A 24,065-nucleotide genomic window follows, 5' to 3' on the forward strand; every position below is an offset into this window, starting at 1 on the left:
CTCGGAAAAGCGAAAAATAATGAGCTGGGACAATTTTTTCTTGGAACATATGTTCGAAATTGTGAGTTTTCAGGCTGAGAGAGCGGTCACATTTTGACGATGCAGAAAAAAAGTCTATGTTTTCATCACAGTCAGTTTTATTACCGGGAAAGAGGAGATTCGTGAAAATTATTGAGCATCTTGCCAACATTAAACTGCCGACCACACTTCTGTTGGTGTTGTTGATCCCTTTTCTGACAGATCCCTGGATGAGCTATGACGTTAAGTCATTTTTTTTCACCCTGAGCCTGACCATTAAGTCACTGTTGGTTTTTGTCCTGCCATTTATTGTGTTCAGCTTTGTGGTCTCCTGTCTCGCCAGAATGGGTAAGAATGCTCTGCTGTTTGCCCTGTTGTTGATCATGATGGTATTTGCTTCCAATATCACGGCCATTTTCACCGGATATACTATTGGCAGTGTCATGGTGCCGCTGATATCCATGCCTATCACCCTTGATGCTCTTGATGGCAGTGGTCTGGCGACCATGTGGGTGTTTGAATTACCCCCTCTATTCACAAATATGAATGCCTTGATTGTGGGATTCATTGCAGGCCTGCTGGTGAACCTGCTGGATATGCAACCGCTAAGGGCGCTTTGTTTCAGAGCCGGTGATGTTTCCAGCGGGTTCCTGAAACATTTTTTTATTCCGATACTGCCTTTTTTTATCCTCGGATTTGCCTACAAACTCCATGCGGATGGAATTTTGAGCCAGGCTATCTCGGCTTATGGCAGGATTTTGCTGCTGGTTATTGTTTCGCAGCTGGCTTACCTCTTTATCTACTTTTTTGTGGCAGCAAAGTGTTCATTTCGGACTTTTATTACCTACGTTGGCAACGTATTTCCTGCATGGTTAACGGGTTTAAGCACGGTCTCCAGCGCCGCCACGATGCCGGTGTTAATCGACAGTACCGAAAAAAATATCGGTAATCCCATCATGGCAAGAACCATCGTGCCTGCCACAGTCAATATTCATACCATTGGCAGTGCGATCGGTTTGACCATTCTGGCGCTGGTGACCCTGAATACATTCCATATGCCAATGCCCGATCTGGCGGGTTTTGCCATCTTTGGTTTTTATTATGCATTGGCCAAATTTTCGGTAGCGGCTGTGCCCGGGGGCGTCATTCTTGTGGTAGGGCCAATCTTACAGAGTTTGATGGGCTTTTCAGATGAAATGCTGGGGTTAATTACCGCTGTCTATATGATATTTGATCCCTTTGGTACTGCCATGAATGTCAGTGGAAATGGAGCTTTCGCCATTATATTTTCAAGGCTGTGCCAGAGGCTTGGCCTTAACGGTGATGATGGCAATGAGGATGGTAAGCAGGAGCCTGAAAGTAGTGTGGCTTGATGGAGCCGCAGAGATCATGAAGCACATTGTGAAAAGCTTGTCTCTTGCTTTTCGGGTTTTGTGATCTCTGTGGTTTTGGTTGTTATTGAACCAGCCGCTGATAAAGGCCCGACTGCCTCTTGGTGGGCGACTTTGCAGCTTTGATCAGGATATCCATTTCGGCGAAGAGCGTAAGTCTGGATTTGGCCCGGGTAATCCCCGTATAGACAAGCTCACGGGTGATGATCGGGCTGTCTTTATCCGGTAACACCATGACAACATCCGCAAACTCAGAACCCTGGCTTTTGTGAATGGTCATGGCGAACACGGTTTCATGCTCAGGAAGTCGGCTGGGTAGAAACTGCCGGACCTGTTTATCGGGCAACTGAAAAGCGATCCGGAGCTGGCCATCAGGGCCTCTGATGGTAATCCCGATATCACCATTGTACAGGCCAAGCCCGTGATCATTGCGGGTGATCAAAACGGGGCGGCCTTCATACCATTGTCCAGTCACGTCGATCAGGCCTTTTTCTTGCAGGGCTTTTTGTATTGCTTCGTTCAGCCCTGAAATACCGTAGGGGCCTTCCCGCAAGGCACATAACACCTGAAACCGGTTAAAGGCATCAAGAATATGGTGAGGTGCTGATGTCAGTTGAATGAGTTCCAGGTAGTGTCGGTAGGATTCAACGGACTGCTGTATCAATTGCTGATAATCAGAGTCCCCGGCGATGGAAAAGCGCTCAATATCGTCAAAGCCTGAGGTAAATACCGACTTCAGAGATCGCAGGTCATTGTTGTTTACGGCTTTGGCCAGACTCCCTATACCGGAATGGGCATCAAAGCGGTAGCTTTTGCGCAGCAGGCAAAGGCTGTCGGAAACGGCAAGATTTGTCCTGGTTTGTGCAGGCTCCATTTTAGCAAGATCATGTCCGGTTAACTTTTCCAGCAGATTGCGTTGTTCATTTGAGTAACCAAAGCTGGCGGCTGCACAGATATCACCGAGGACACTGCCAGCTTCCACTGACGAAAGCTGATCACGGTCACCTAACAGAATTAACCGGGCATGATCTGGCAGTGCTTCCAGCAGGTGGCTCATCAGTGGCAGGTCAATCATGGAAGCTTCATCTACTACCAGAATATCCAGGTGCAACCGATTGTTTCTATTGTGGATGAAACCGGTTTTTCCGGGAATGACGCCCAGTAAACGGTGCAGTGTTCCGGCTTGAGTCGGGATCTTTTCTCTTACCGTGTCACTGCAGTTTATTTTTGCCAGTGCGCCGCCAATGGACTCGGTTAAACGAGCTGCTGCCTTACCCGTTGGGGCAACCAGTTTGATGTCCGGAGGGGATTGGCGTTTCAGGCCCAGCTCTGTAAGCAAGGCAAGCAGTCGGGTAACGGTTGTGGTTTTGCCGGTTCCCGGGCCTCCACTGATCACGGAAAACGAGCGACTGGCGGCCAGTGCCGCAGCAATTTTCTGCCAGTTCAGGCACGCCGACTCGGGAATCAATGAATCAAGGGTATCGGTATCAGCGCAATGATTAACCGAGTTTAGAATGGCTTGCCAGTCAAGCGTATCAACGGACTCAATATCCAGCCACTTGATAAGCTCAGCTTTCTGAGCGGCTTCGGACTTCCCTTTACACTGTTGGAGAACAAAGTGGTAATCCCTGTTAAAGAGTCTCTGCAAAATCGACAGGGCTTCATCGGTATCCAGTGTTTCGGTGCTTCTGCTGTTGAGAAAACCGGCGACACTGCGTTCGTATTGCCAGTACCGATAAAGGTAGAGACGCCCATCATCCAGAACCAGGGGTGTTGGTTCACTGCCTTCACCCACAACCTGAGTCCGTTTGAGGCGGGTTAGCCACTGGTCTTTTGGAATGGCAACGGTATCCATCAGTTCGGAACATTCCTGCCCATCCAGACCAAAAAGGCTGAAGTCCGATGCCAGAGACATGCAGACATTGCCCTGGCCCAGTTCAAAGCTGACATTGGCGGCGGCCAGAGTCAGCAATGGATCGGGATTCAAGGAGTGGATCAGTTTGGCGAACTGGTAATCCAGGGCTCGAATAATCCCCTGTTGTTCCAGTATCTGCAGCTGATTTAACATCTTATCAGCTCCTCTTTTTGATTATCTTTACCACGGAACAGCTGATCCAGACCATTAATGAGTTGGAAGGAGGGCTTGTGGCTGAATATGCCGTGTTGCTCAGGATCATTCATCTGCACGCCGCGCAGAAACAGATAGATAACGCCACCGAAATGCCGGTCATAGTCATAATCCGGTACACGTTGTTTGAGCAGTCGGTGCAATGCCAGAGAGTACAGCTGGTATTGCAGATCGTAACGATGCTCTATCATGACTTTCTCCATGGCTTCCCTGGAATAATCACTGATGTTATTTCCCAGCCAGTTTGATTTGTAATCGAGCACATACCAGCGCCCCTGATATTCAAAGGTCAGGTCAATAAAGCCTTTCAGCATGCCTTTCATACGGTGGAACTGCAGCTCTCCGGCCCTGGCGCTCAGTGAATCGTGTTGAGCAATCAGCTGGTTAAGGCTCTGGGGATTAAGCTGTTCGATGGGGAGGTAAAACTCCATTTCAACCCGTCGAGCGGAATCTGGCAGATTTATAAGGCGAAGATTGTCTTTATCCAGCGGCGCGTTGAGGCAAGTTAACAACATACCTTTGGTAGCGGGCAGCCACTCTTCGCCATAACCGGCCCGGGCGTGGCTATCGACCAGAAAGCTGTCGAGATAGGCGTCATTGTCTGCACAGCGCAATGCGTTCATATCCAGCTCTTCAAACAGGCTGTGCATAAACGTTCCCGGTTGAGCCCCTTTAGGAAAGTTGAACAGGCTTAAAGGGTTGGCTTCAGACTGCGGGTTATCCGGGGCCGTATGTTGTTCATTGATGGCATCAGTATCAAACCCTGGCGATTCATTACTGGCAACGGCCGGTGTCTCAGCGCGATGTGATGCATGCCGTGAAAGTGCCGAGTAGCTGGTGGTCCACCAGTTTCTTTCAATATTTCCTGTGAAATTCCGTGCGCTTAACGACGCTTCTTGTGTATTCACTGGAGCATAGGGTGGGAGAGTGTCGGCTGGTGGTGCAGAAACCATGATCTGTTGATGATCACATTGCCCGGCCACTTGCTCCAGCGACAGGTTCAGATCCTGACTGATGATCTCTGAGCCCTGGTTGAGCAAATAACCAATCGCGCTCTGATGCAGGTCAGTTTTACCCTCTTTACCGGCTTTTCCCGATTTGTAGGGTGCCATGCCCAGGTAACAGCAGTACACCGAGCGGGTCAGGGCAACATAGAGCAGGCGCAGGTCTTCCGCCAAACGCTCTTTTTCTGACAGGGCTGAGGCTTGTTCCGAGGGGGTTAATGCCAGCCAGGTTTCACTGGTTTGCGGGTCATGGTACAGGGGGGATTCCGCTTTACGCAGATGGCATGGAAAGGGGATAAAGACCACCTTGTATTCCAGCCCTTTGGATTTATGAATGGTAATGATCTTGACCAGGTTCCGCTCGCTCTCCAGATGCAGCTGCTGATCATCGGCGTTTTGATCAGGTCTGATGACCTGTTCGGAAAACCAGCGAGCCAGGGCGGATGATCCCTGCTGTTCCAGGCTGGCGGCCGCCAGCAACTCGCCAAGGTGCAGCAGGTCGGTCAAACGCCGTTCCCCATCCTGGAATGAGAGCAGTCGTTCGGCGATTTTCCGTTGGAAGACAAGCTGGCGTAACATGGGCAGGATGCCTTTTTTCTGCCAGAGTTCGCCATAGTGAGTGAACTCTTCCACCGCGCTTTCCCAGGCTTGTTCATCCACATTAAGTGCATCCATGGCCCGGGCATCAAGATGGAAAAGCGTGGTGGCCAGCGCCGCTTTCAACACCCGTTCGCTGGTGGGTTGCAGGCAGGCCTGAAGGACTTTTTCCAGGTCAGACGCTTCCCGTGCAGCAAATACTGAGTCCTGGTTGCTCAGGTAGATACTGGCGATATTCTGTGCGGCCATGGCCTCACGAATCTTCTGGCCATGGCGGCCACTGCGAACCAGTACGGCAATATCACCGGGCTGAAGAGGTGTTTGCCGGTCGCCGTTGTGAATCTGGCAGTTTCCCCGGTCTGCGGCGGTGAGCAGGCGGTTGATCTCGGTGGCGGTTGCCTGGCTCATGGTATCCAGATAGCGCTCGGCATTGATGGTGGGGCCATCAACGGGCTGCTGCAGCCACAGGGTCATTGCCGGTAGTGCTTCTCCCTCATGATAAAGGCGCTTCTGTGCGGCACCCGGTGATGGGTGAACGGGTTCAAAAGGGATGCTGTCGTTGTAGATAAAGGGGGACGGTGAATGCTGGAATACCGTATTCACCGCAGACACCATGGCATCGCTTGAACGCCAGTTGGTAGCCAGCGTGTAATGGCTGTGTACCTGTTCCCTGGCCTGCATATAGGTGAAGATATCGGCACCACGGAAGGCATAGATGGCCTGTTTGGGATCGCCGATCATAAACAGGCCGACGCCGGGGTCACCGCCTTCCATGTAGATCTTGTTGAAAATGCGATACTGGAGAGGGTCGGTATCCTGAAACTCATCAATCATGGCAATGCGATACTGGCTGCGAATCGCCTGGGCCAGCAGTTCGCCGTCACCGGCCTTCTCTTCGCAATTGCCTTCAAGATTGCCTTCAGGAAACAGCGCATTGGCCAGGTTGGTCAGCAGGTCATCAAAGGAGAGTTGATAGCGGCTGGCTTTCAATTGTGTCAGCTGGTGTTTGATATGTTGCAGTGCATCCCGGGTAATCAGGCCCTGAAGCGCCTCCTTGAGAGAGAGTGGCAAATCCAGGAATTCATCAATTTTCCGGAAAATCGGGTGCTCGGGCAGCTTGCCGGTTTTTAACAGGCTCTTTTGTAACACTTCGGTGCCGTAGATCTCCCAACTGTCTTTTTCCAGATTGGGAATCAGATCGTCAGAGGCAAGAAAACTGTTCATTTGGCCAAGACGCTTCAGCGGTTTGCGGTCTTTGCGCAGGCCACAGTTACGCAACAGGTCGGCGATGGTGTCCTGATCGTTTTGCCAGAGTGTCTTCAACTCACTGGCGGATGACAGATAGACCCTGTTGAACTCCTCCATGGATTCCGGCACCTGGTCTCCGGCCAGTTTCAGATCTGACAGGGGCAGCCAGCTGCGCAAATGACTCAGCAGGTCGTTGGGTGTTTTCCAGAGGTTGCGGATCAGTTTCACCAGCGGTTTTTCCAGGGGATAGAAATGCCGGCGCCAGTAGTCCGCAGCACTCAGCTGCAACATGGGCTCGGTATTCGTAATCAGCTCACTGGAGAACAGTGTGCCACTTTCAAACGCATGCTGTTTCAACATGCGCTGACAGAAGCCGTGGATGGTGAAAATCGCCGCCTCATCCATCTGTTGTTCTGCCGCCAGCAGCAGTGCCTGACACTGTTCTGGCTGATCCATATCCTCAATCAGCTGCTGAATAAACGGGTCGCTGGATGTTCCCGCAATAAAGTCATCGCGGGTCTGGTGAATTCTGGCCCGGATACGATCCCGCAATTCGCCGGTGGCCGCTTCGGTAAAGGTAACCACCAGTATCTGATCAACGGTTAACGGGGTTTCATGTTGTGTTTTATCGCTGCCATGGCCCAGCAGTATGCGCAGATAGAGATTGGCAATGGTATAGGTTTTGCCCGTGCCGGCACTGGCTTCGATCAGGCGGACGCCGTGCAGTGGCAGGGCGTGTGGGTTTAGTGTTTCCGGAACCAGGTGGTTCTGGTCAGTGGCTGTTGACTGGCTCATGGCTGTTCCTCCTGCAAACAGTCAAACGCAGGAGCCATAATCTCTCTGGTAAGGCTGGTCATTTCAGTAAATACCGGCGTCAGCTCAGGGTAGACCCGCTGTATATAGTCATCACTGCACTCTCCCCGCACATGGAAATCATCCCCGGCAAAGGCTTTTTCGGCGGCTTTTTCTGCCTTGTCCGGGTTATCATCCGGATCGGCCTTTAACCAGCTATAGGCCGTTTCCGGGAACCAGGGCAGCGGCAGGTTCTGACCCATCTGGAAGTAATGGATCAGTGTGGACAGGTGTTGTTCTGCTTCCTGTTTTGGGATGACCGGCAACAGGCGCTCCTTCTCCGGGTCATGAATCCGGGTCACGGTTGGATTTTCGGTCGTGCACTGACACAGGTGCTCAATCCAGCTTCTGATCAGATCTTTACCTTTAAAACTGGCGGGGCGGTAGCGAAGCATACCGGACGCAGAGAAGCCTTTCAGCCAGCCGGTCAGATGCACCGGAGGGTGCTGGCGTTCGAGGTGGGGGAGCTGCAGGTTCACTTCCCGGTCGTCAGCACTATCTTCCAACTGTAGGCTTAATCGGTCAGCCATTGGGGTAAGGTCTTTTATCTGCTCATCCAGCAGAATCTGGCCAAAAGCGGAGTGTGGCAGCTTGCCGGAAGAGTGCAGTCGGCTGAGAAGACGTTCAGGGGCTTCTTCGTTAATCAGACTGTCAAGAATCCCGGCTTTCAGCTGGTAATTCTCCAGCGGCTCCATGGCGAATGTTTCGGTCTCCTCCAGGGCTTGGTCCTGAACGGAGAAATAGACTTTCAGGCGGCGATTAAAAAAGTAGCGACTGGGGTTGCTGTAAAATCTCAACAGCTCGGCAAGCTCAACGTCATTGAGGTTAACTCCCTCTTCATCCGGCAGGCGCGTCTGAATAAACTGGCCTGGCCTTTCTTCAGTGCGACTGGCTGCCGGTAACCACTCTTTAATGTAACTGTGAAAAGTGTGCCCTCGCTGGCCTGACTCAGGCTGATTCAAGAAGTTTCTGTGGCTGAACGGCTGCAGAGGGTGTTCGATAACCAGCTGCTCTGATTTCAGGTCAAAACCCTGTTCGCAGTAGTTGAGCAGTTCGGTGACCAGTACGGAAGGTATGCGCTCACTGTTATCCTGTATCCGTCGGCCAACATAGCTGATGTATAAGGTATCCTGGGCAGACAGCAGAGCCTCCAGGAACAGGTAACGGTCGTCTACCCGACGTGAGCGGTCACCACGCCTGCCATGGCGGGCGATCAGGTCAAATCCGGCGGGGGCAATACTGCGGGGATAGGCACCGTCATTCATACCCAGCAGGCAGACAACCCTGAACGGGATGGAGCGCATGGGCATTAATGTGCAGAAATTGACCTGGCCAGCGAGGAAGCGCTGACTGCTGCGCTCCTGAGTCAAACGTTCGGTCAGATAACTGATAAAGACTCTGCGTGATAATGTTTGCTGGTACCCTGCCTCCTGCAGCTGTTCATAGAGGTGAGACAGGGTATTCCTGACCAGTGTGAGCGCTGCTTCGTCCTCTTCCGAGCGGGTAAGGAAAAAGCGATCCAGCAGCTGATGAGTGAACTGGATCCATTGTTCAATGGTTCGTGTGTTATCCAGTTCATTGAGTAATTGCTCACTGCTATCAATAAAACTGGCCAGATAGCCTGCCAGCACTGCAGACATGCCCTGAACCGCATCCATCGGCAAAATATCATCATAGACGCCGGTATTTTCCGGCATGGCATAGCCCAGCAGCATCCTTCTGAGCCCGAATGACCAGGAGTTAGCCTGCAGCTCTGGCAGGTCAAACCGGGTTTGGTGGGCAGGGGTTAAACCCCAGCGTATACCTGACTCATGGGTCCATTGTCTCAGAATGTCCAGGTCACCGGTGGTCAGGTTGAAACGGTATTGAATGGCGGGCACTTCCAACAGCTCCATAAGCTCCGGGGCGGAGCAGCGGCTTTTGTCCAGCTCCAGCAGTTTAAGGAGTGCTGACAGGACAGGGTGCTCGTTTTTTGCACTGACATCTGAAATGGCCCATGGGATACGACGCTGGTCATCCATGCTGCCAAATATGGCTTGAATCCACGGGGTATAGCTGTCGATGTCCGGTAGCATGATGACAATGTCTTTGGGGGTCAGTTCCGGGTTCTGTTCAAACATATCAAGCAGATGGTCATACAGTATTTCCACCTCTCTGAGTGGACTATGACAGCTATGGAATTGCAGGGACTGATCGTTTGGCATCGCCGTTTTCTGGCCCTGGGCTGTCCGGTCGTGCAGCTCGAAGATGTCCTTTTGCAGATTGCCCAGCAGGGTATCCTTGTGATCGCTGACAAAGACATCGATATCAAACGCATCCAGGCCGTGGAGCTGGTGGAAGTAGTCTCTGCCAAGCTTGCCCATTGAGCCCAGCAGCGGATTGCCAATGGCGTCCAGGTTGTCCAGAGACAATCCCTCTTTACTGAACCAGCCTTTATCCTGCTGCTTCTTTTGATCCAGCAGTTTACGGGCTGCCAGCTTGCGCAGATATTTTGGGTCCCGTTCATCTCCCCAGTAGTGCTGGCAGGGGTTAGCGACCATTAAATGCACATCGCACTGGCTGGACATTGCCTCGATGGATTCGACAAAATGCGGGGGCAGGGCAGAAATACCAAAGACAAACAACCGCAGTGGCAGCTGTGAGCTGCAATCATTATTGGCCATAGCCTCAAGAAAGCGGTGGTGCATATTGGCCCTGTGCCAGGGGGATTGTTCCAGTTCAGCTGTTCTTGAGACCAGGGCACGCCATAGTTTGGGCTGCCAGGGCTGGTCAGAGGTGATTGTGCTGGTGTCATTCCCCTGTTCCCAGTCCAGAATCCAGTCAGGGCGATAGACAAGATATTGGTCAAAAATATCAGCAATTTTTCCGGACAACTGAAATTTCCGAATGTCGTCATCATCACTCGCCAGGTATTGGGTTAATGAATAGAAGTCCGGGTCGTGTTTCAGGGAGTCAAGGAGATCCATCAGCTTCCAGGTCATTGACTCCTTATTGAACGCGGATCGGCGTGGAACGTCCGGCAGGATGCGGGTATACATTTGCCAGAGGAAACTGGCCGGCAGAGGAAAATTGACACCGGCAGCTATACCCAGCCCTTTCGCCAGTTCCAGTCTGAGCCACTGGGCCATTCCGGGGCTTTGTACCAGAATCTGTTCATCTTCCAGGGGGTTGCTCGGAGGGGTTTGGCGAAAAAGCTCGACCAGAAGGTCTTTAAGCACATCCAGATGATTGGAATGGTATATGGTCAGCACAGGGAAACGTCGTCATTAACCGATAGATAAGGCTACTGTCGGCGCTATCCACCGTGCTGTCAACCGGATTGGTGGAAACTCAGGCCTGTCCCCTGCGGAGAATATTGTTTAACAACCCCGTTTTATTTTTTGAGCTGGTCGGCCGACTATTCCCCGGTTTGCCGCTGTAGGATTGATTAATTTCCTGTTCGGCTTTTTGTAACAGCGCGAGGTCAGGATTGGTCTTTTGCAGGAAGCGTTGCCCGCAGCCTTCACTGAGGTGCAGTTTTTTCTTCAGCATTTTCATTGAATCCATCAATGATTTAGCCCGGGCAATGGCTTTTTTACTGGCATCAAGTTGTTCGGTGGAAAATTGTTCGGTTGCCATGGTATTTACCTGATAGTTATTCTCACGCTTATTTTAGCAAATAACCGAATTTACCTTTTCTTTGATAGTTGATTGTCTGGATACAGGGTAAGATAAGCCCGCTTTCCGGTTCCCTGACTTATCCCGAATTACTATGCCCTTCGCACTGAGCCGTTATTCCCGAACGATTTCCCGGACTTTGATATCACTCCTGCTGTTTTTCCTGATATTGCCCATTAGCACGGGGCTTTATGCAGAGGGTAATAAAAAGCCGATCAGAATTGCTTATTTTACCGATGATGCGCCCTGGATGTTTACCAACAGCGAGGGAGAGGCCGACGGTGTGTTTCATGACCTCTGGGAACTGTGGTCGGAAAAAAGCAACGTTGATATCCAGTTTGTGGTGTCTTCTCCGGAAAAAATTGAGGCCGAGCTTAAGGGTTCTGAAGTTGATGTTCTGGCTTACCTGCCACCGGGCATGCAGGATCAGTTGCGCAAGAATGGTCTGGAGAGTGTACCGATTCACTCGTTTGTTCCTGTTCTCTTTGTCAGAAAAAGCAGTCAGATAAGCAGCTTTGAGGAGGTAATTGCGAAACTCCGGGTTGGCTACATCAAAGGTTATAACTGTCAGCCCTGCCTCAAAAGCTTTAATGCAGAAGCTGTTGTCGTGCCCTTCACTTCAGGCTCATCTATGGCCACAGCAGTATCCAAACGTGAGATCGACGCGATACTTGGCGGTCGTTCAAGCTTGAGCTACTACTTGCATAATCTGGGTGTTAAAGATGAATTTCAGGTGGTGCCAACGCCTTTGCCACCCGTTGAAGTCAAGGCCATTGTTGCCCCGGGTCGAACGGATCTTGTGCGTGTTATTGAGCATGGGGTGGCGAAAATTTCTGATCAGGACAAAGCAGATCTTATTGAAGAGCTGTTCAGGTTTACTCATTGTCATCCTGAAAGTCTGGTCGTTGCCCTGGAGACCGACCTTTCCCCGCTGTCTTTTATCAATGCACTGGGTAAACCCTCAGGCCTGTTTGTTGATATCTGGAACTTATGGTCAGAAAAAACAGGAACACCGATTAAATTCAGAATGGGTCTTATTGGTGAAAACATAGCTGCTTTGCAAAAAGGTAAGGTCGACGTTATTGCTGCCGTGTCTCCGACGATGGAACGAAGCCAGTGGATGGCGCTGTCAAATCCTTACTATGGATTGAATACCCGAATTTACTTTCGCCCTGACAGCAACCTGGGTGATCCCGGGGCGGATTTAAATGGTAAAAAGCTGGGTGTGATCGGTTCTTCAAGCCCTGAGGAATTCGTCCGGCGCTGGTTGCCGGATGCTTATCCCATTGAACATGGTACTGTCTCCCAGATGATTGAGAGCCTGTTCTCCGGAGAAATAGATGCATTTCTTGGCGAACCGGTGATTGTCCGGTCTGCCCTGAATCGCCATGGTCTGGTGGGGGAGGTGAACTCCAGCGAGTACTTTAATCTGAATGAGGCGGTTGGGGCCGGCCTTTTGCTGAACAGGTCGGCAGACTTATTGCCGGAGTTGAATAATGGATTTCGGGCCATCACACCGGATGAGTACCGTGCCATTGAAAACCGTTGGATTATCAGTAGTCGAGATCGCTATTTTCGCCACAGCGGCTCAGTGGTTGAACTGAGTGATTCCGAGCGCCGCTGGTTAGCTGAAAATCCGGTGATCAGTGTTCTGGTTGATAATAATAAACCGCCATTTTCTTATATTGATAGAAGAGGGCAATGGCAGGGAATGACCATAGCTTATCTCAAGCTGTTGGAAGACAGGCTGGGCATCACCTTTCAGCTTCATCAGGACCCCGTATGGACCAATGCCTTGATTCAGGCTTATCGCCATGATGTTGATGCCGTTGCGATGTTACAGAAAACGGAAGAGCGCAGCCGTTATCTGAATTTTACCAAACCATTTGTCAGTGTGCCGGCCGTGATCCTCGCCCGTGATTCCGATAAAAGCATCCGTTCTCCGGGCCATTTAAATGGGAAAAGGGTTGGTTTTACGCCAGGTTATGTCACTTATGAAATCTTTCAACAGAACTACCCGGGTATCAATTTTGTCAAGATGCCGGATATTGCCACAGGCTTGAATCAGGTTGCCAGTGGAGTTCTTGATGCCATAGTGGTCAACCTGGCTTCTGCAAGTTATGAAATAGAGCGCATGAAAATAACCAACTTGCAGGTGGTTGCTGAAGCGGGTTTTAACTATGACTTCAGTATGGCATCGAGAAACAACTCTCCTGAACTGGCCTCTATCCTGGAAAAAGCGGTGGATACCATTACTCCGGAAGACCGGGAGGCTCTTGAAAGCAGCTGGCTGTCGATTCAGGGAGGCATGTGGCGGCCTAATAAAGAGTTGTTTATTGGTCTGGTATTGATTCTGGTGACATTGATTCTCATTGTTTACTGGAATCGTCGTTTAACCATCGAGATTGCTGACCGTGAAAAAGCAGAAGAAGGGCTGCGGGTTCGTTCCGAACTGGACCGCCTGCTGAGTGATATTTCCAGGCATTTCATGGACCAGCCGGTGCATCGGGCCAATGACTATTTTCTGAGTCGGCTTGGGCGCTATCTCAACGCTGAAGCCGTCTGCATCTTCTCCTGGGAGCCCAAGGCCCGTATTGAGCATTACTGGTCATGCCGACCTGATCCTGATCCCGCAGCTTTTGAGCCACTGTTTGACCATGACTTTTCCGGTGTTTATGGCGAGGTGAAAAAACATCAGGGCAACATTCTTATTCGTGATGAAATATTGCAGAAGGGGGACCTTGAAGGTGCTGCCATTCTGGATGATTTGGGGGTTTCCATCGCGGTCTATGCCCCTATGTTGCTGTTTGGTCGTGTGGTGGGTGGTATTGGATTGATCAATACGCCGGAAAAATATCAGGTCTATATCCATGAAATGGATTTGCTGCATCGAATGGGTGAGCTGGTGGCGGTTGCCCGTGATCGTCAACATGCGGAAGATGCCTTAAGAGTCAGTGAGGAACGTTACCAGCTGGCAATGGATGCGGCTTCCGATGGTCTCTGGGACTGGGATGTCCTCAGGGATAACATGTATTTAAGCCCCCGATATCAAACCATGCTGGGTTACCAGCCCGGGGAACTGTTGGGCAATATCAGGACCTGGCGACAGCAGCTTCATCCAGAGGATAAAATTTCCACCATTCATTTTTTTGAACAACAGCTGGAGACTTCCGATAACTCGTTTCAGTTTGTTTACCGTATCCGCAGGAAAGACGGCAGTTATTGTAATGTTCGCAGCAAAGGGAAGGTGGTGTTCAGGGATGAGCTGGGGAAACCCCTTCGGGTCATTGGTACAACCGTGGATATTACTCGCCAGATTGAACGGGAACGTGAGCTGTCGATGGCCCGTTTCTCCCTCGATAGTGCCGGTGATCATATTCACTGGTTCAGAAGGGATGGTTACCACAAGTATGTCAATGAGTCTGCCTGTAAAGCCCTGGGATTTTCCCAGGAAGAGTTGATGAAACTGTCCATCATGGACATTAACCCGGCGGTTACCCGGAGTTCCTGGAAAAAGCTCTGGGAGCAGCTGGAGCTGAGAAAAGGTATGACCTATGAAACGCTGCGAAAAACATCCGATGGCACTGTTTTTCCAGTGGAGATTACTGCGAACTATATGGAGTATGAGGGAGAAGGGTACCTCTTTGCTTCCGGGCGCAATATCACCGATCGAAAACAGACTGAAGAAGCGTTGCGCAAGGCGAAAGAAGTTGCTGACCAGGCCAATCAGGCGAAAAGTAACTTTCTGGCCAATATGAGCCATGAGATCCGCACGCCGATGAATGCCATTATTGGCTTGAGTCATCTGGTCCAGGAAACCAGGCTTTCTTATCAGCAGCGGGATTACATCAGTAAAATTCAGTCATCTGCCCATGACCTTCTGGGTATCATCAACGACATTCTTGACTTCTCAAGAATTGAGGCAGGCAAACTCAATATGGAAAATATTGAATTTGACCTTGGGGGCGTTTTTGACAACGTCTATAACCTCAGCAGTATCAAGGCCAGGGAAAAGGGCCTGACACTGACTTACGATATTCAGTCGGATGTGCCCAGACATCTGCGGGGTGATCCGCTCCGGCTTGGGCAGATACTGATCAACCTGACCCATAATGCCCTCAAGTTTACCAGTGAAGGCGAAGTCAATGTGTCTGTCAGACTGGTCAGCAGCAGGCAGGATGTGGTCAGACTTCAGTTCTCGGTGGCCGATACGGGCATTGGTATCAGTAAACAGCAGCAGAATAAGTTGTTTCAGTCATTTTCTCAGGTTGATGGGTCAACAACCCGGAAGTTTGGTGGTACCGGGCTGGGGCTGGCTATCTGTAAAAACCTTGTGTACATGATGAATGGGGATATCTCTGTTGCCTCAGAGCCCGGCAAGGGCAGTACTTTTTGCTTTACCGTTGAACTGGGTGTTGCCCATCAGACTCAGGTTCTGGAGCGGTCACTTGCCGGGGTTCGTGTGCTTGTGGTGGATGATAACCCGACAGCAAGAGCACTTCTGATCAGTCATTTGCAAACATCCGGGTGCGAAACCCTGGAAAGTAACCATGGTGACGAAGCGCTGGCGTTGCTGAAAGAGAAGAATTCCGGTGCTGATAAGGCCGTTTCTCTGGTGCTGCTTGACTGGAGAATGCCGGATATGGATGGCATTGAACTGGCAGAACGCATTCATAAACTCAATCTTGCCCCGGAACCCAAACTGATGATGGTTTCGGCCTATGGCCGGGAAGAGCTGATGGCAAAAGCCTCAGGTACAGTGGATGCTTTTCTGATTAAACCGGTCAATCACAGCGTTTTGATAGAGACTATTTTGCGCCTGTTGCAGTGTCAGAATAATCCGAAAACTGAAATCATCGAAGAAGCTCGATTTTGTGAGATTATGCCTAAAGGCCGCATACTGCTGGCTGAGGATAATGAAATCAACCGGCAGGTTGCCCGTGAGCTGTTACAGGGCATGGGGCTTGAGGTCGTCATGGTCACGAACGGTGCCGAAGCGGTAGAGCGGGTGAAGCACGAAGACTTTGACCTGGTCTTTATGGACATTCAGATGCCTGAAATGGATGGGTATCAGGCAACACGGAAGATCAGGCGAAAGCTTGGCAAGGATAAGCTGGTAATTATTGCCATGACTGCACACGCCATGACCGGTGATCGGGAGCGCTGTTTGCAGGCTGGAATGAATGATCATATTTCCAAGCCATTAAGTCCTGCTGCTCTCAAGCAGATGGTGCGTCACTGGTTGCAGGCAGGAGAAACCGATGTGCATCAGACTGTTGCTTTGCCTCAGGCATCAGAGAATACGTCCTGCCTGAAACTGCCGGGAATAGATGTAGACGATGGTTTGCAGAGGCTTCAGGGCAACCGGGCGCTTTATGAAAAGCTTTTGACAGACTTCTATCATGGCCAGCGGGAAGATCTGATCCAATTAGAAGGGCTTCTGGAAACCGGCAAATGGCATGAGGCTTGCCAGTTGGTGCATGCATTGAAAGGGGTTGCCGGTAACTTAGGGGCAAGCAGCCTGCATGATCAGGCTGCTCAACTTGAGCATAGTTTACGCAGACAATTTGAAATGCCTGACAACAGCTTGATGGACTCGTTTGTGCTGGCCTTTGAACAGGTGATGGAAGGCCTTGAACATTTGCCTCCGGTAAAAGAAGGTTTGGAACCCGCCGGGGAGGGGGCTATTGCCGTTGGTGAGCTGAATGAACTGCTTGATGAGATGGAGCAAAAGCTCAGTGAAGGCGATGTGGATGTGGTTTCTCTGCTGCCAACGCTTATTCATGGACTGAATGATCAGATTGACCACAAAGAGCTGACGTTATTTCAGGATGCGGTTATCAGTTACGACTTTGACGAAGCCTATGGGGTGCTGGTGGAAATCAAAAAGAAAATCAGCTGATAGCTTGCCACTCACCCAGAGTCATGACTCTGGGTGAGTGGCATTGGCTGGGGCGACTATTTTTGCAGTTCGGCCTTTGGATCTATTGCATAGGGTATTTCATGAACCTGCAGCTGATGGCTTTTTTCTGTATCCAGAAAGACATCGTTGGCTTCAGCCGCTTCAATCCGAATAACCGCCAGTAATTCAATGTTGCCGTTTTCGACATTGCAGGCACGCTGGATGACTTCACCAACCGGTTTACCATTACTGCTGTAAAGTCGGGTGTTAATGTCAGGTTGTTCGGCGCTTTCCAGACTCAACCAGTAACACCGGCTTTTCTGCTGACCAAGGTTTTGCATTCGGGTCACAATTTCCTGCCCGGTATAGCACCCTTTTCTGAAGCTGACCCCGCCAAGGGAGGGTTGATTGAGGTGTTGGGGAATGTATTTATCGATGGTTTCCTGACAAAGCTCTGGAATGACTGACTCAATATTCAGTAACGACCAGAAATCTTCCGTTGCAGGTGTAAGCTCTTTGGTCAGTTCTGGCCATAAAAGAGGAAGGTCATCCTGATGAAGCCAAAGCTCATAGCGAGTCCTGACACCAGCGGCTTTTATAAGGTAGCCATTGCCGGAGACTTTGATAACTTCGTTTTGCTCTGGAAGTGATGAGTCGGGGAACATTTTGCTCAGCAGGGTGTCGATATTGGCTCCGGACAGGCCGAGAACCACGTGCTCAGGTTGACTGGTGAGATTAACCTTAAAGAAAACCGCGTACTTTTTCAGAGTGTCGAGAGTGGTTTCAGTCAGACCTGAGTTCATGGTCAACAGGTAGTCTTCACCATTGTCCATGATTTTGAAACTGGTATACATCCGTCCTTTAGGGGAGCATGCCACCCCGGTGCTGTATTGATGAGCAGCCAGCTGAAGCATATGTGTTGAAATCTGTCCCTGCAAAAACTTCTGGCGATCGGTGCCATCGATTTTGATAATGCTGTGGCCAGAGAGTACTGAGACAGAATTTTCATCCAGTGCCTGTGGTGTTTTGGCAAAGCCTGTCAACCGCTCTTCTTTATAAACAGCGCCCTGAGTTGTTAAGTAGGTCTTCCAGTCGGTGGCCATCTGATTACCTTGTTATCTGGTTGCCGCAATTGCATTTAATACTTGCTGGCATAATAGAAGATTATTGCTGCGAATTTAAAGGTATAATAACCGGCAAAATCCATAATAGGAGTTATTCTAAGATGCTGGGTGAAAATGAGCTGAAATGCCTGCAGTGGCGAAGTCGTCGTGGGATGCTTGAGCTTGACGTGCTTTTGGAACCTTTTACCAGGGAGGCGCTGTCTGAGCTCAGTGAAGCTGATCAGCTAACCTATGTTCGCCTGTTGGAGTGTGAAGATCCGGATCTCTTCAGTTGGTTTATGAGTGGTACAAGGCCTGAAGATCAGGCTCTTAGCCGCATGGTTGACAGAGTATTGGAGCGTGGGCGCTACAAAGGCGAGTCTTTGTGAAGTTAATGTAAGAAGTTCCCGTTACCACCTTGTTTTGATGCTTATCAGCCACGGTGCAGCTTGTGTTGCACTGTGGCTTTGTTCAGTCTGGCCTGTTGTCAAATTTGCCCTGGCCATGGTTCTCGCCTTGCATTTCTATCGACGCTACCTTCAATTTATTGCTCAGAGTCTTCCGACCAGTATTTCTGTAATTCGTTTGCTGGAAGATCAGTGGCGAGTGAATCTTGGCGGTGCCTGGTATCGCGCCTGGCCTGAGGGTGAAATTGTTGTCACCTCAATATTGATTTGCTTTAAGTTGAGAGTTGAGGGTAAGCGGCACCCTTCCTGCCTGATTCTGTTTCCAGACAGTGCTGACCCGGTTGAGCTGCATGGTTTCAGGCTGAGGCTGATGCTTGAGTCTCACTCTCTGTTTGGTGGCAAGGGCGAGGGGCACGTATAGTTCATGCCCATCGTGTTCGGCCTGAATGTTTTCATTGTGACATTGCTGTCTCTATCAACTAAGGCCTCTGTAATCCCTGAAGTTATTCTTCAGGATCGGATTCGGTGAACATCCACAAAACGTCAACAGCCCCTGAAGTTCTCTGGAACCAGAATCGTGTCTTCAGGAACAGGATTCGTATGAAGGTAATCCAGCGTGTAGTGTAAACCGCGGGACTCTTTTCTGGCCATGGCGCATCGAATAATCAGCTCAGATACCTGGGCAAGGTTGCGCAGCTCTATCAGGTCATTGCTGACTTTGAAATTGCTGTAGAACTCATGAATTTCCGATTGGAGCAGCTCAACGCGATTCATTGCTCTTTGCAGACGTTTTGTGGTGCGGACAATACCCACGTAATCCCACATAAAGCGGCGAAGTTCATCCCAATTGTGAGAGATAACCACATTTTCATCGGAATCTGTTACCTGGCTTTCATCCCAGTTCGGCAGAGAGGGTGGTTGTGGGTATTGATCAATGGTATCGCGTATCATCCGGGCGCAGCTTTTGGCAGTGACAAAGCACTCCAGCAGTGAATTACTGGCCAGCCGATTAGCACCATGCAGGCCGGTAAAACTGCACTCACCAACGGCAAAAAGGCCTTGTACGTCGGTTTGACCGTTTTTATCAACCAGTATTCCACCACAGGTGTAATGGGCAGCAGGAACAATAGGGATTGGGTCTTTGGTGATGTCGATATCGTAGCTGAGGCAACGCTCGTAAATGGTTGGAAAATGAGAGCGAATAAACTCCGCCGGCTTATGGCTGATATCCAGGTAAAGGCAGTCTGACCCCAAACGCTTCATTTCATGGTCAATGGCCCGTGCCACAATATCCCTGGGAGCCAGCTCTTCCCTGTGGTCGTAGTCTGGCATGAACCGGCTGCCATCGGCTCGTTTGAGCAGGCCGCCTTCGCCCCGAACGGCTTCTGAAATCAGAAACGACTTGGCATTTGGGTGGTAGAGGCAGGTCGGGTGAAATTGATTAAACTCCATATTGGCAACCCGGCAGCCTGCCCGCCAGGCCATGGCAATGCCATCTCCGGACGCACCATCGGTGTTACTGGTATAAAGGTAGGTTTTACTGGCACCTCCGGAGGCAAGCACGGTACAGCGGCTCTTGAAGGCATGCACCTGGTCTGATAGAAGGTCGAGTATATAGACACCAACGCAGCGCGGTTCATGCTGGTGAATCTGAGGTTCCAGTTTGCTGGTGGTGATCAGGTCTACAGCCAGGTGATGGTCGTAAAGGTCTATGTTCGGCTTTAACCTTGCCTGTTCCAGTAAGGTATCTGAAATAGCCCGGCCAGTGGCATCTGCGGAGTGAATGATTCTGCGGGAGCTGTGTCCACCTTCCCGTGTCAGGTGGTAGTCGAAGGGCCGGTCAACGGTATGATCCGGTGTGAATGGTACGCCCTGGCTGATCAGCCACTCAATACTCTCTCTGCCATTCTCCACGATATGTCGAACAGCCGACTCGTTACACAGGCCTGCGCCTGCGGTCAGGGTGTCTTTCACATGCTGGTCGATATTGTCACCGGTCTGGTCCAATACCGCCGCCACGCCTCCCTGCGCCCAATAGGTTGAGCCAGCGCTTAATGAGTCTTTGCTGAAAATGGCTATTCTGGCATCATCAGGCAGCTGCAGTGCCGTGGTCAGTCCGGCTGCGCCAGAGCCAATGATGATTACATCGTAATTATAGGGCTGTTGCATAAGGCTCCCCGGTCATCAAGTCACTCCGACATCTTTTATCCTTCCTATAATCCACAGGAAAATGCATGCAGTGTGGTTTTAATGTGCTAGCCTGTGGAACTGTACATGTCTGGATAAGTAACATGATGAGTTCTTTATTGAGTGGCTTAGCTATTTATCGGTATGATTAATGACAGTTACTGGTTATGTGCATCGGGCTAAAGAGGCTATTTTACGGGTCGATGTTAAAATTGCTGCTGACCTGAATCAAGAGGCCCGAGTAAACTTGTCTGACCTGTGTATTTTCTCCACCGGGCCAGCCGGGTACCTGGAATGTTCATTGTCAGGGCATTATATAGAATGTCTGGAAGTTACTGTAGTGTCGTTGACGTGCTAAAAATAACCTGTCGGTTTTCCAATATAATTACAACACCCGGATAAACCGGGTTGTGGTGGACAGATACCTTTTGAAGTAAAAAATTGAAAATATCAGGAACTTTTCTTCATTTTGATGGTCTATATACTTGCTGCTGAGCTAAACCCTTTATTGCACGATGGTGCCTTTTATGGTGTTCCTGCCATGCATGGGTGGAGATGCCTGAATGGTTGATAGTCCGGATACTGATCAGCAGTTGGTTGATCGTGTAAAGCAGGGTGACAAGAGAGCTTATGATGTGTTGGTTATTAAATATCAACACCGTATTCTTGGGCTGGTTGGTGGTTATCTCAGTGACTTTCAGGAAGTTCAGGATGTTACGCAAGAGGCTTTTATAAAAGCGTACCGTGCACTGGATAAGTTTCGTGGTGACAGCTCTTTTTATACCTGGTTGTACCGTATTGCTGTCAATACAGCCAAAAATCATCTGGTATCCAAGGGGCGAAGATTGCCAGAGTCTGATATCGATGTTCATGATGCAGACTTCCTGGAAACAGCGACTACCTTGAGGGTCGTTGATACCCCTGAGCGCAACCTGTACTGTAATGAAATCGAGCAGGTTATCCATGATGTCATTCAGCGTTTACCCGATGAACTGAGAACAGCAGTAATGTTGAGGGAGTTTGATGGCCTCAGCTATGAAGAAATTGCCGATGTTATGGATTGCCCGGTAGGTACTGTACGGTCCAGAATTTTCAGGGCTCGTGAAGCCATTGATCGTGAGATCAGACCGTTATTAGGGCAAAGTGGTTAAACAGGGTTTAACTCATGTGCGACAGAGTGAAGGTCGGCATGAATACCAGAGGTTTGTCTATGAGTGAAAAGAGTTCTCAAAACAGTGCCAGAGAACATTTGAAAGAATCTTTATCGGTTTCTCTGGATGGGCAGGCCAGTGAGCTGGAATTGCGTCGAGTGATTGATAGCATCGGCAAGGACGATGACCTCCGGGCGCTTGCGGGTCGTTATCAGCTGATTGGTGAGACACTCCGTGGTAATAGCAGCAAATTTGCCAATGTCGATATTTCCAGGGGCGTGATGAATGCCATAGAGCAGGAAGAGGCCGGTACTACCGGTGCGCAGAATGTCTCTGAAACAAAAGGTTCTTCCGCGATCAGTCCCGTACCCGGTCGCTTTTTTGAGGATGTATGGGCTTCTTTGGGTAAGGTTGCGGTTGCAGCCTCGGTGGCTTTTGCCATTGTTGTCGGGGTCAGAAACAGTAATCCGTCTCCTGATTTGCAGGTTCTGGCTGAAAATGAACCGGTTACCCTGACTCAGCCAGTGCAGCTGGCGCAATCGGGTCATAACGATTACGGTGCATTGGGTATTCGTGCCGGGTACAACTCAAGGCAGCATGACGGTATTACCCCTGAACAACTTGCTTATGCCCAGAGTCTTGCTGACAGGGCAACCAGGGAGCGTTTTCATGCCTATGCACTTCAGCATGCAGAGCTTTCTGCAATGGGAAGTGGCCAGAGTATTTTGTCATTTGCCAGATTGACCAGTTTTGACAACCAATAAATTTATGAAACAGATGCAATGGATTACCGGAAAGTTACTGGTTCTATGTTTTTTTGTCAGTGGCTTTGTGTCTGCGGAAACATCACCCGATGCAGGTTACCTGCTTGAAAGAATGGCTGCTTCCGCCAAAAGTCTGAGCTTTCAGGGAGAGTTTGTTTATCAGCAGGGAGCACAGTTGCAGACATTAAGTGTTGTTCATCAGGCTGAAGCTGAGAATATATCGGAAAAAGAACGCATTCTCTATCTGGATGGTGCTCCCCGGGAAGTTATACGCTCCGGAAATGAACTTTTCTTTTCCAGTTATAACGAAGGGGTGACCAGGTTTCAGCATGGTTCATTGATGCCGGTAGTAAGCAAGTTCCAGTCTGGTGTATCTGAGCGTTTCTATGACTTGAAAATTGTAGGTATTGACCGCGTTGCTGGTCGAGAAGCCGTGCTGTTGCTTGTGCTGCCGAAAGATCGTTTCCGTTATGGCTATCAGCTATGGCTTGACCGAGTATCCTCACTGTTGTTGAAATCAGTGCTGGTTGATGATCAGGGTAAAATAATTGAGCGACTGCAGTTCACTTCCCTGAATATTGGTCAGCTGTCAGATGATGTTCTGGCACTTCTGGACCGCAAGCCCTCCGGTGTCGATGAAACTATTCAGTTAAAAAGCAACCCGGAACACTCAGAGAAACCTGATGTGCCCCCGGAATGGGAAACGGGCTGGCTGCCTGATGGCTTTGTGCTGGAAAACAGCACCGTCCGTCCTTCTCCGGTCAGCAAGCACGATGTAGATGCTTTGATTTTTTCTGATGGAATTGCCAGTTTCTCTGTCTTTGTTGAGCAGGATGATACTAGGGTGCTAAGTCAGGCTTCTGAACAAATCGGTGCTCTTTCGGCGGTTTCAAAGATTTACAGAGAGGGTAATCAGTACTTCCATGTGACGGTTGTTGGTGATATTCCTCTGGGGACGGCAGAGAGGGTGGCTGTATCTGTTCGTCCGGTAAAAATAAAGCCTTGATGTAATGATCAAGTAAGTTTGCTGGACTTGAAGACTGGTTTTTTTTGTATTATTTCGTTACCGATCTATATCAGGTTTTCAGGAATATGATAGAAGAGCAGGGACGAGTTGTGGCTGTAGAGCGTGATTTTGTCTGGGTTGAAACAATCAGACAGTCCGGTTGTTCAAGCTGTAGTGCCCGAAATGGTTGTGGGCAGCATCTCTTTGAAAAGTACAGGGTCGGCTCATCCTTTTCATATATCAAAGCGGTTTGTCCCTGGGTAGTGAAAGAGGGTGACATGGTTGTGGTCGGTATTCCGGAAGGCTCCTTGCTAAAGGCTTCTTTTCTGATTTATCTCTTCCCGCTTCTGCTTATGATGGCTGGCATCTGGTTGTCCTCTGTAATGGGGGCAGCAGATTGGCTGCTGCTTGTCTCAGCTGGTTTGCTCCTGGCATGTGGCTTTTGTGCAGTAAGGTTATTTGGGAATAGGTCAGCTGATATGTGCCGTGTTGATGTGGTAAGGGTATTACCCTCTGACAATTTGTCGTTATCAGGCAGCTCCTCTGGGCGAACGCTTTCTTCCAGGCAGGAATGAGTTTTCTTGTTTTATTTCTGATGCTGCCGGGTCGCCTTGTTATCACGTAATTATAAATAATATCGCAGGAGCGTA

Annotated in this window: 14 protein-coding genes; 8 read left to right on the forward strand and 6 right to left on the reverse strand. The window is 49.9% G+C overall.

Going from position 1 to position 24,065, the window contains the following annotated elements; translation table 11 throughout:
- The first annotated feature begins 161 nt into the window (after positions 1-161).
- On the forward strand, positions 162-1,391 hold the full coding sequence (locus tag ACO6UY_RS06985) for a cation:dicarboxylate symporter family transporter (protein WP_422489454.1): 1,230 nt from the start codon (positions 162-164) through the stop codon (positions 1,389-1,391).
- 82 nt (positions 1,392-1,473) lie between these two features.
- On the opposite strand, the gene recD is transcribed toward ACO6UY_RS06985, so the two are convergent.
- From recD to ACO6UY_RS07005, 4 genes are all read right to left on the reverse strand, one after another.
- Positions 1,474-3,477, reverse strand: coding sequence for an exodeoxyribonuclease V subunit alpha (gene recD / locus ACO6UY_RS06990; protein ID WP_422448388.1), 2,004 nt, complete (start codon positions 3,475-3,477; stop codon positions 1,474-1,476).
- Entirely contained in the window at positions 3,471-7,181 is a 3,711-nt protein-coding gene (recB, locus tag ACO6UY_RS06995) for an exodeoxyribonuclease V subunit beta (protein ID WP_422489456.1), read from the reverse strand. The genes recD and recB overlap by 7 nt, the downstream gene beginning before the upstream one ends.
- The gene (gene recC, locus ACO6UY_RS07000; protein WP_422448384.1) at positions 7,178-10,489 is read right to left on the reverse strand and encodes an exodeoxyribonuclease V subunit gamma; all 3,312 of its coding nucleotides are present in this window, start codon (positions 10,487-10,489) and stop codon (positions 7,178-7,180) included. The genes recB and recC overlap by 4 nt, the downstream gene beginning before the upstream one ends.
- Positions 10,490-10,568: 79 nt before the next feature.
- On the reverse strand, positions 10,569-10,856 hold the full coding sequence (locus ACO6UY_RS07005) for a hypothetical protein (protein ID WP_422448382.1): 288 nt from the start codon (positions 10,854-10,856) through the stop codon (positions 10,569-10,571).
- Positions 10,857-10,989: 133 nt separating this feature from the next.
- On the opposite strand from ACO6UY_RS07005, the gene ACO6UY_RS07010 reads away from it, so the two are divergent.
- Positions 10,990-16,797 (forward strand): response regulator, encoded by a 5,808-nt coding sequence (locus ACO6UY_RS07010; protein ID WP_422489458.1) that lies wholly within the window; start codon positions 10,990-10,992, stop codon positions 16,795-16,797.
- A 56-nt stretch (positions 16,798-16,853) separates the two neighbouring features.
- On the opposite strand, the gene ACO6UY_RS07015 is transcribed toward ACO6UY_RS07010, so the two are convergent.
- Positions 16,854-17,900 carry a YgfZ/GcvT domain-containing protein gene (locus ACO6UY_RS07015; RefSeq protein WP_422460829.1) on the reverse strand — a complete coding sequence of 349 codons (1,047 nt, stop codon included), beginning with the start codon at positions 17,898-17,900 and terminating at the stop codon, positions 16,854-16,856.
- A gap of 122 nt (positions 17,901-18,022) precedes the next feature.
- On the opposite strand from ACO6UY_RS07015, the gene ACO6UY_RS07020 reads away from it, so the two are divergent.
- The gene (locus ACO6UY_RS07020; protein ID WP_163370676.1) at positions 18,023-18,289 is read left to right on the forward strand and encodes a succinate dehydrogenase assembly factor 2; all 267 of its coding nucleotides are present in this window, start codon (positions 18,023-18,025) and stop codon (positions 18,287-18,289) included.
- 37 nt (positions 18,290-18,326) lie between these two features.
- Positions 18,327-18,728, forward strand: a complete 402-nt coding sequence (locus tag ACO6UY_RS07025) for a hypothetical protein (RefSeq protein WP_422489459.1) — start codon at positions 18,327-18,329, stop codon at positions 18,726-18,728.
- A gap of 122 nt (positions 18,729-18,850) precedes the next feature.
- Here the strand turns inward: ACO6UY_RS07025 and nadB are convergent, their stop codons facing one another.
- Positions 18,851-20,476: an L-aspartate oxidase gene (nadB, locus tag ACO6UY_RS07030; RefSeq protein ID WP_422465584.1), complete on the reverse strand. Its 1,626-nt coding sequence runs from the start codon at positions 20,474-20,476 to the stop codon at positions 18,851-18,853.
- A 581-nt stretch (positions 20,477-21,057) separates the two neighbouring features.
- Between nadB and rpoE the strand changes: the two genes are divergently transcribed.
- The 4 genes from rpoE (at position 21,058) to ACO6UY_RS07050 (ending at position 23,990) form a co-directional block, all read left to right on the forward strand.
- Entirely contained in the window at positions 21,058-21,645 is a 588-nt protein-coding gene (gene rpoE, locus ACO6UY_RS07035; RefSeq protein ID WP_101746214.1) for an RNA polymerase sigma factor RpoE, read from the forward strand.
- Between the two features lie 59 nt (positions 21,646-21,704).
- The gene (locus ACO6UY_RS07040) at positions 21,705-22,409 is read left to right on the forward strand and encodes a sigma-E factor negative regulatory protein (protein WP_422489461.1); all 705 of its coding nucleotides are present in this window, start codon (positions 21,705-21,707) and stop codon (positions 22,407-22,409) included.
- A gap of 4 nt (positions 22,410-22,413) precedes the next feature.
- On the forward strand, positions 22,414-23,415 hold the full coding sequence (locus ACO6UY_RS07045; protein ID WP_422489463.1) for a MucB/RseB C-terminal domain-containing protein: 1,002 nt from the start codon (positions 22,414-22,416) through the stop codon (positions 23,413-23,415).
- A gap of 86 nt (positions 23,416-23,501) precedes the next feature.
- Complete coding sequence (locus tag ACO6UY_RS07050; RefSeq protein WP_422465586.1) at positions 23,502-23,990, forward strand: SoxR reducing system RseC family protein; 489 nt, start codon at positions 23,502-23,504, stop codon at positions 23,988-23,990.
- The last annotated feature ends 75 nt before the right edge of the window (positions 23,991-24,065 follow it).

This window comes from Endozoicomonas sp. ALE010 (assembly GCF_049310165.1).
In the GTDB taxonomy this organism is placed as follows: Bacteria; Pseudomonadota; Gammaproteobacteria; order Pseudomonadales; family Endozoicomonadaceae; genus Endozoicomonas.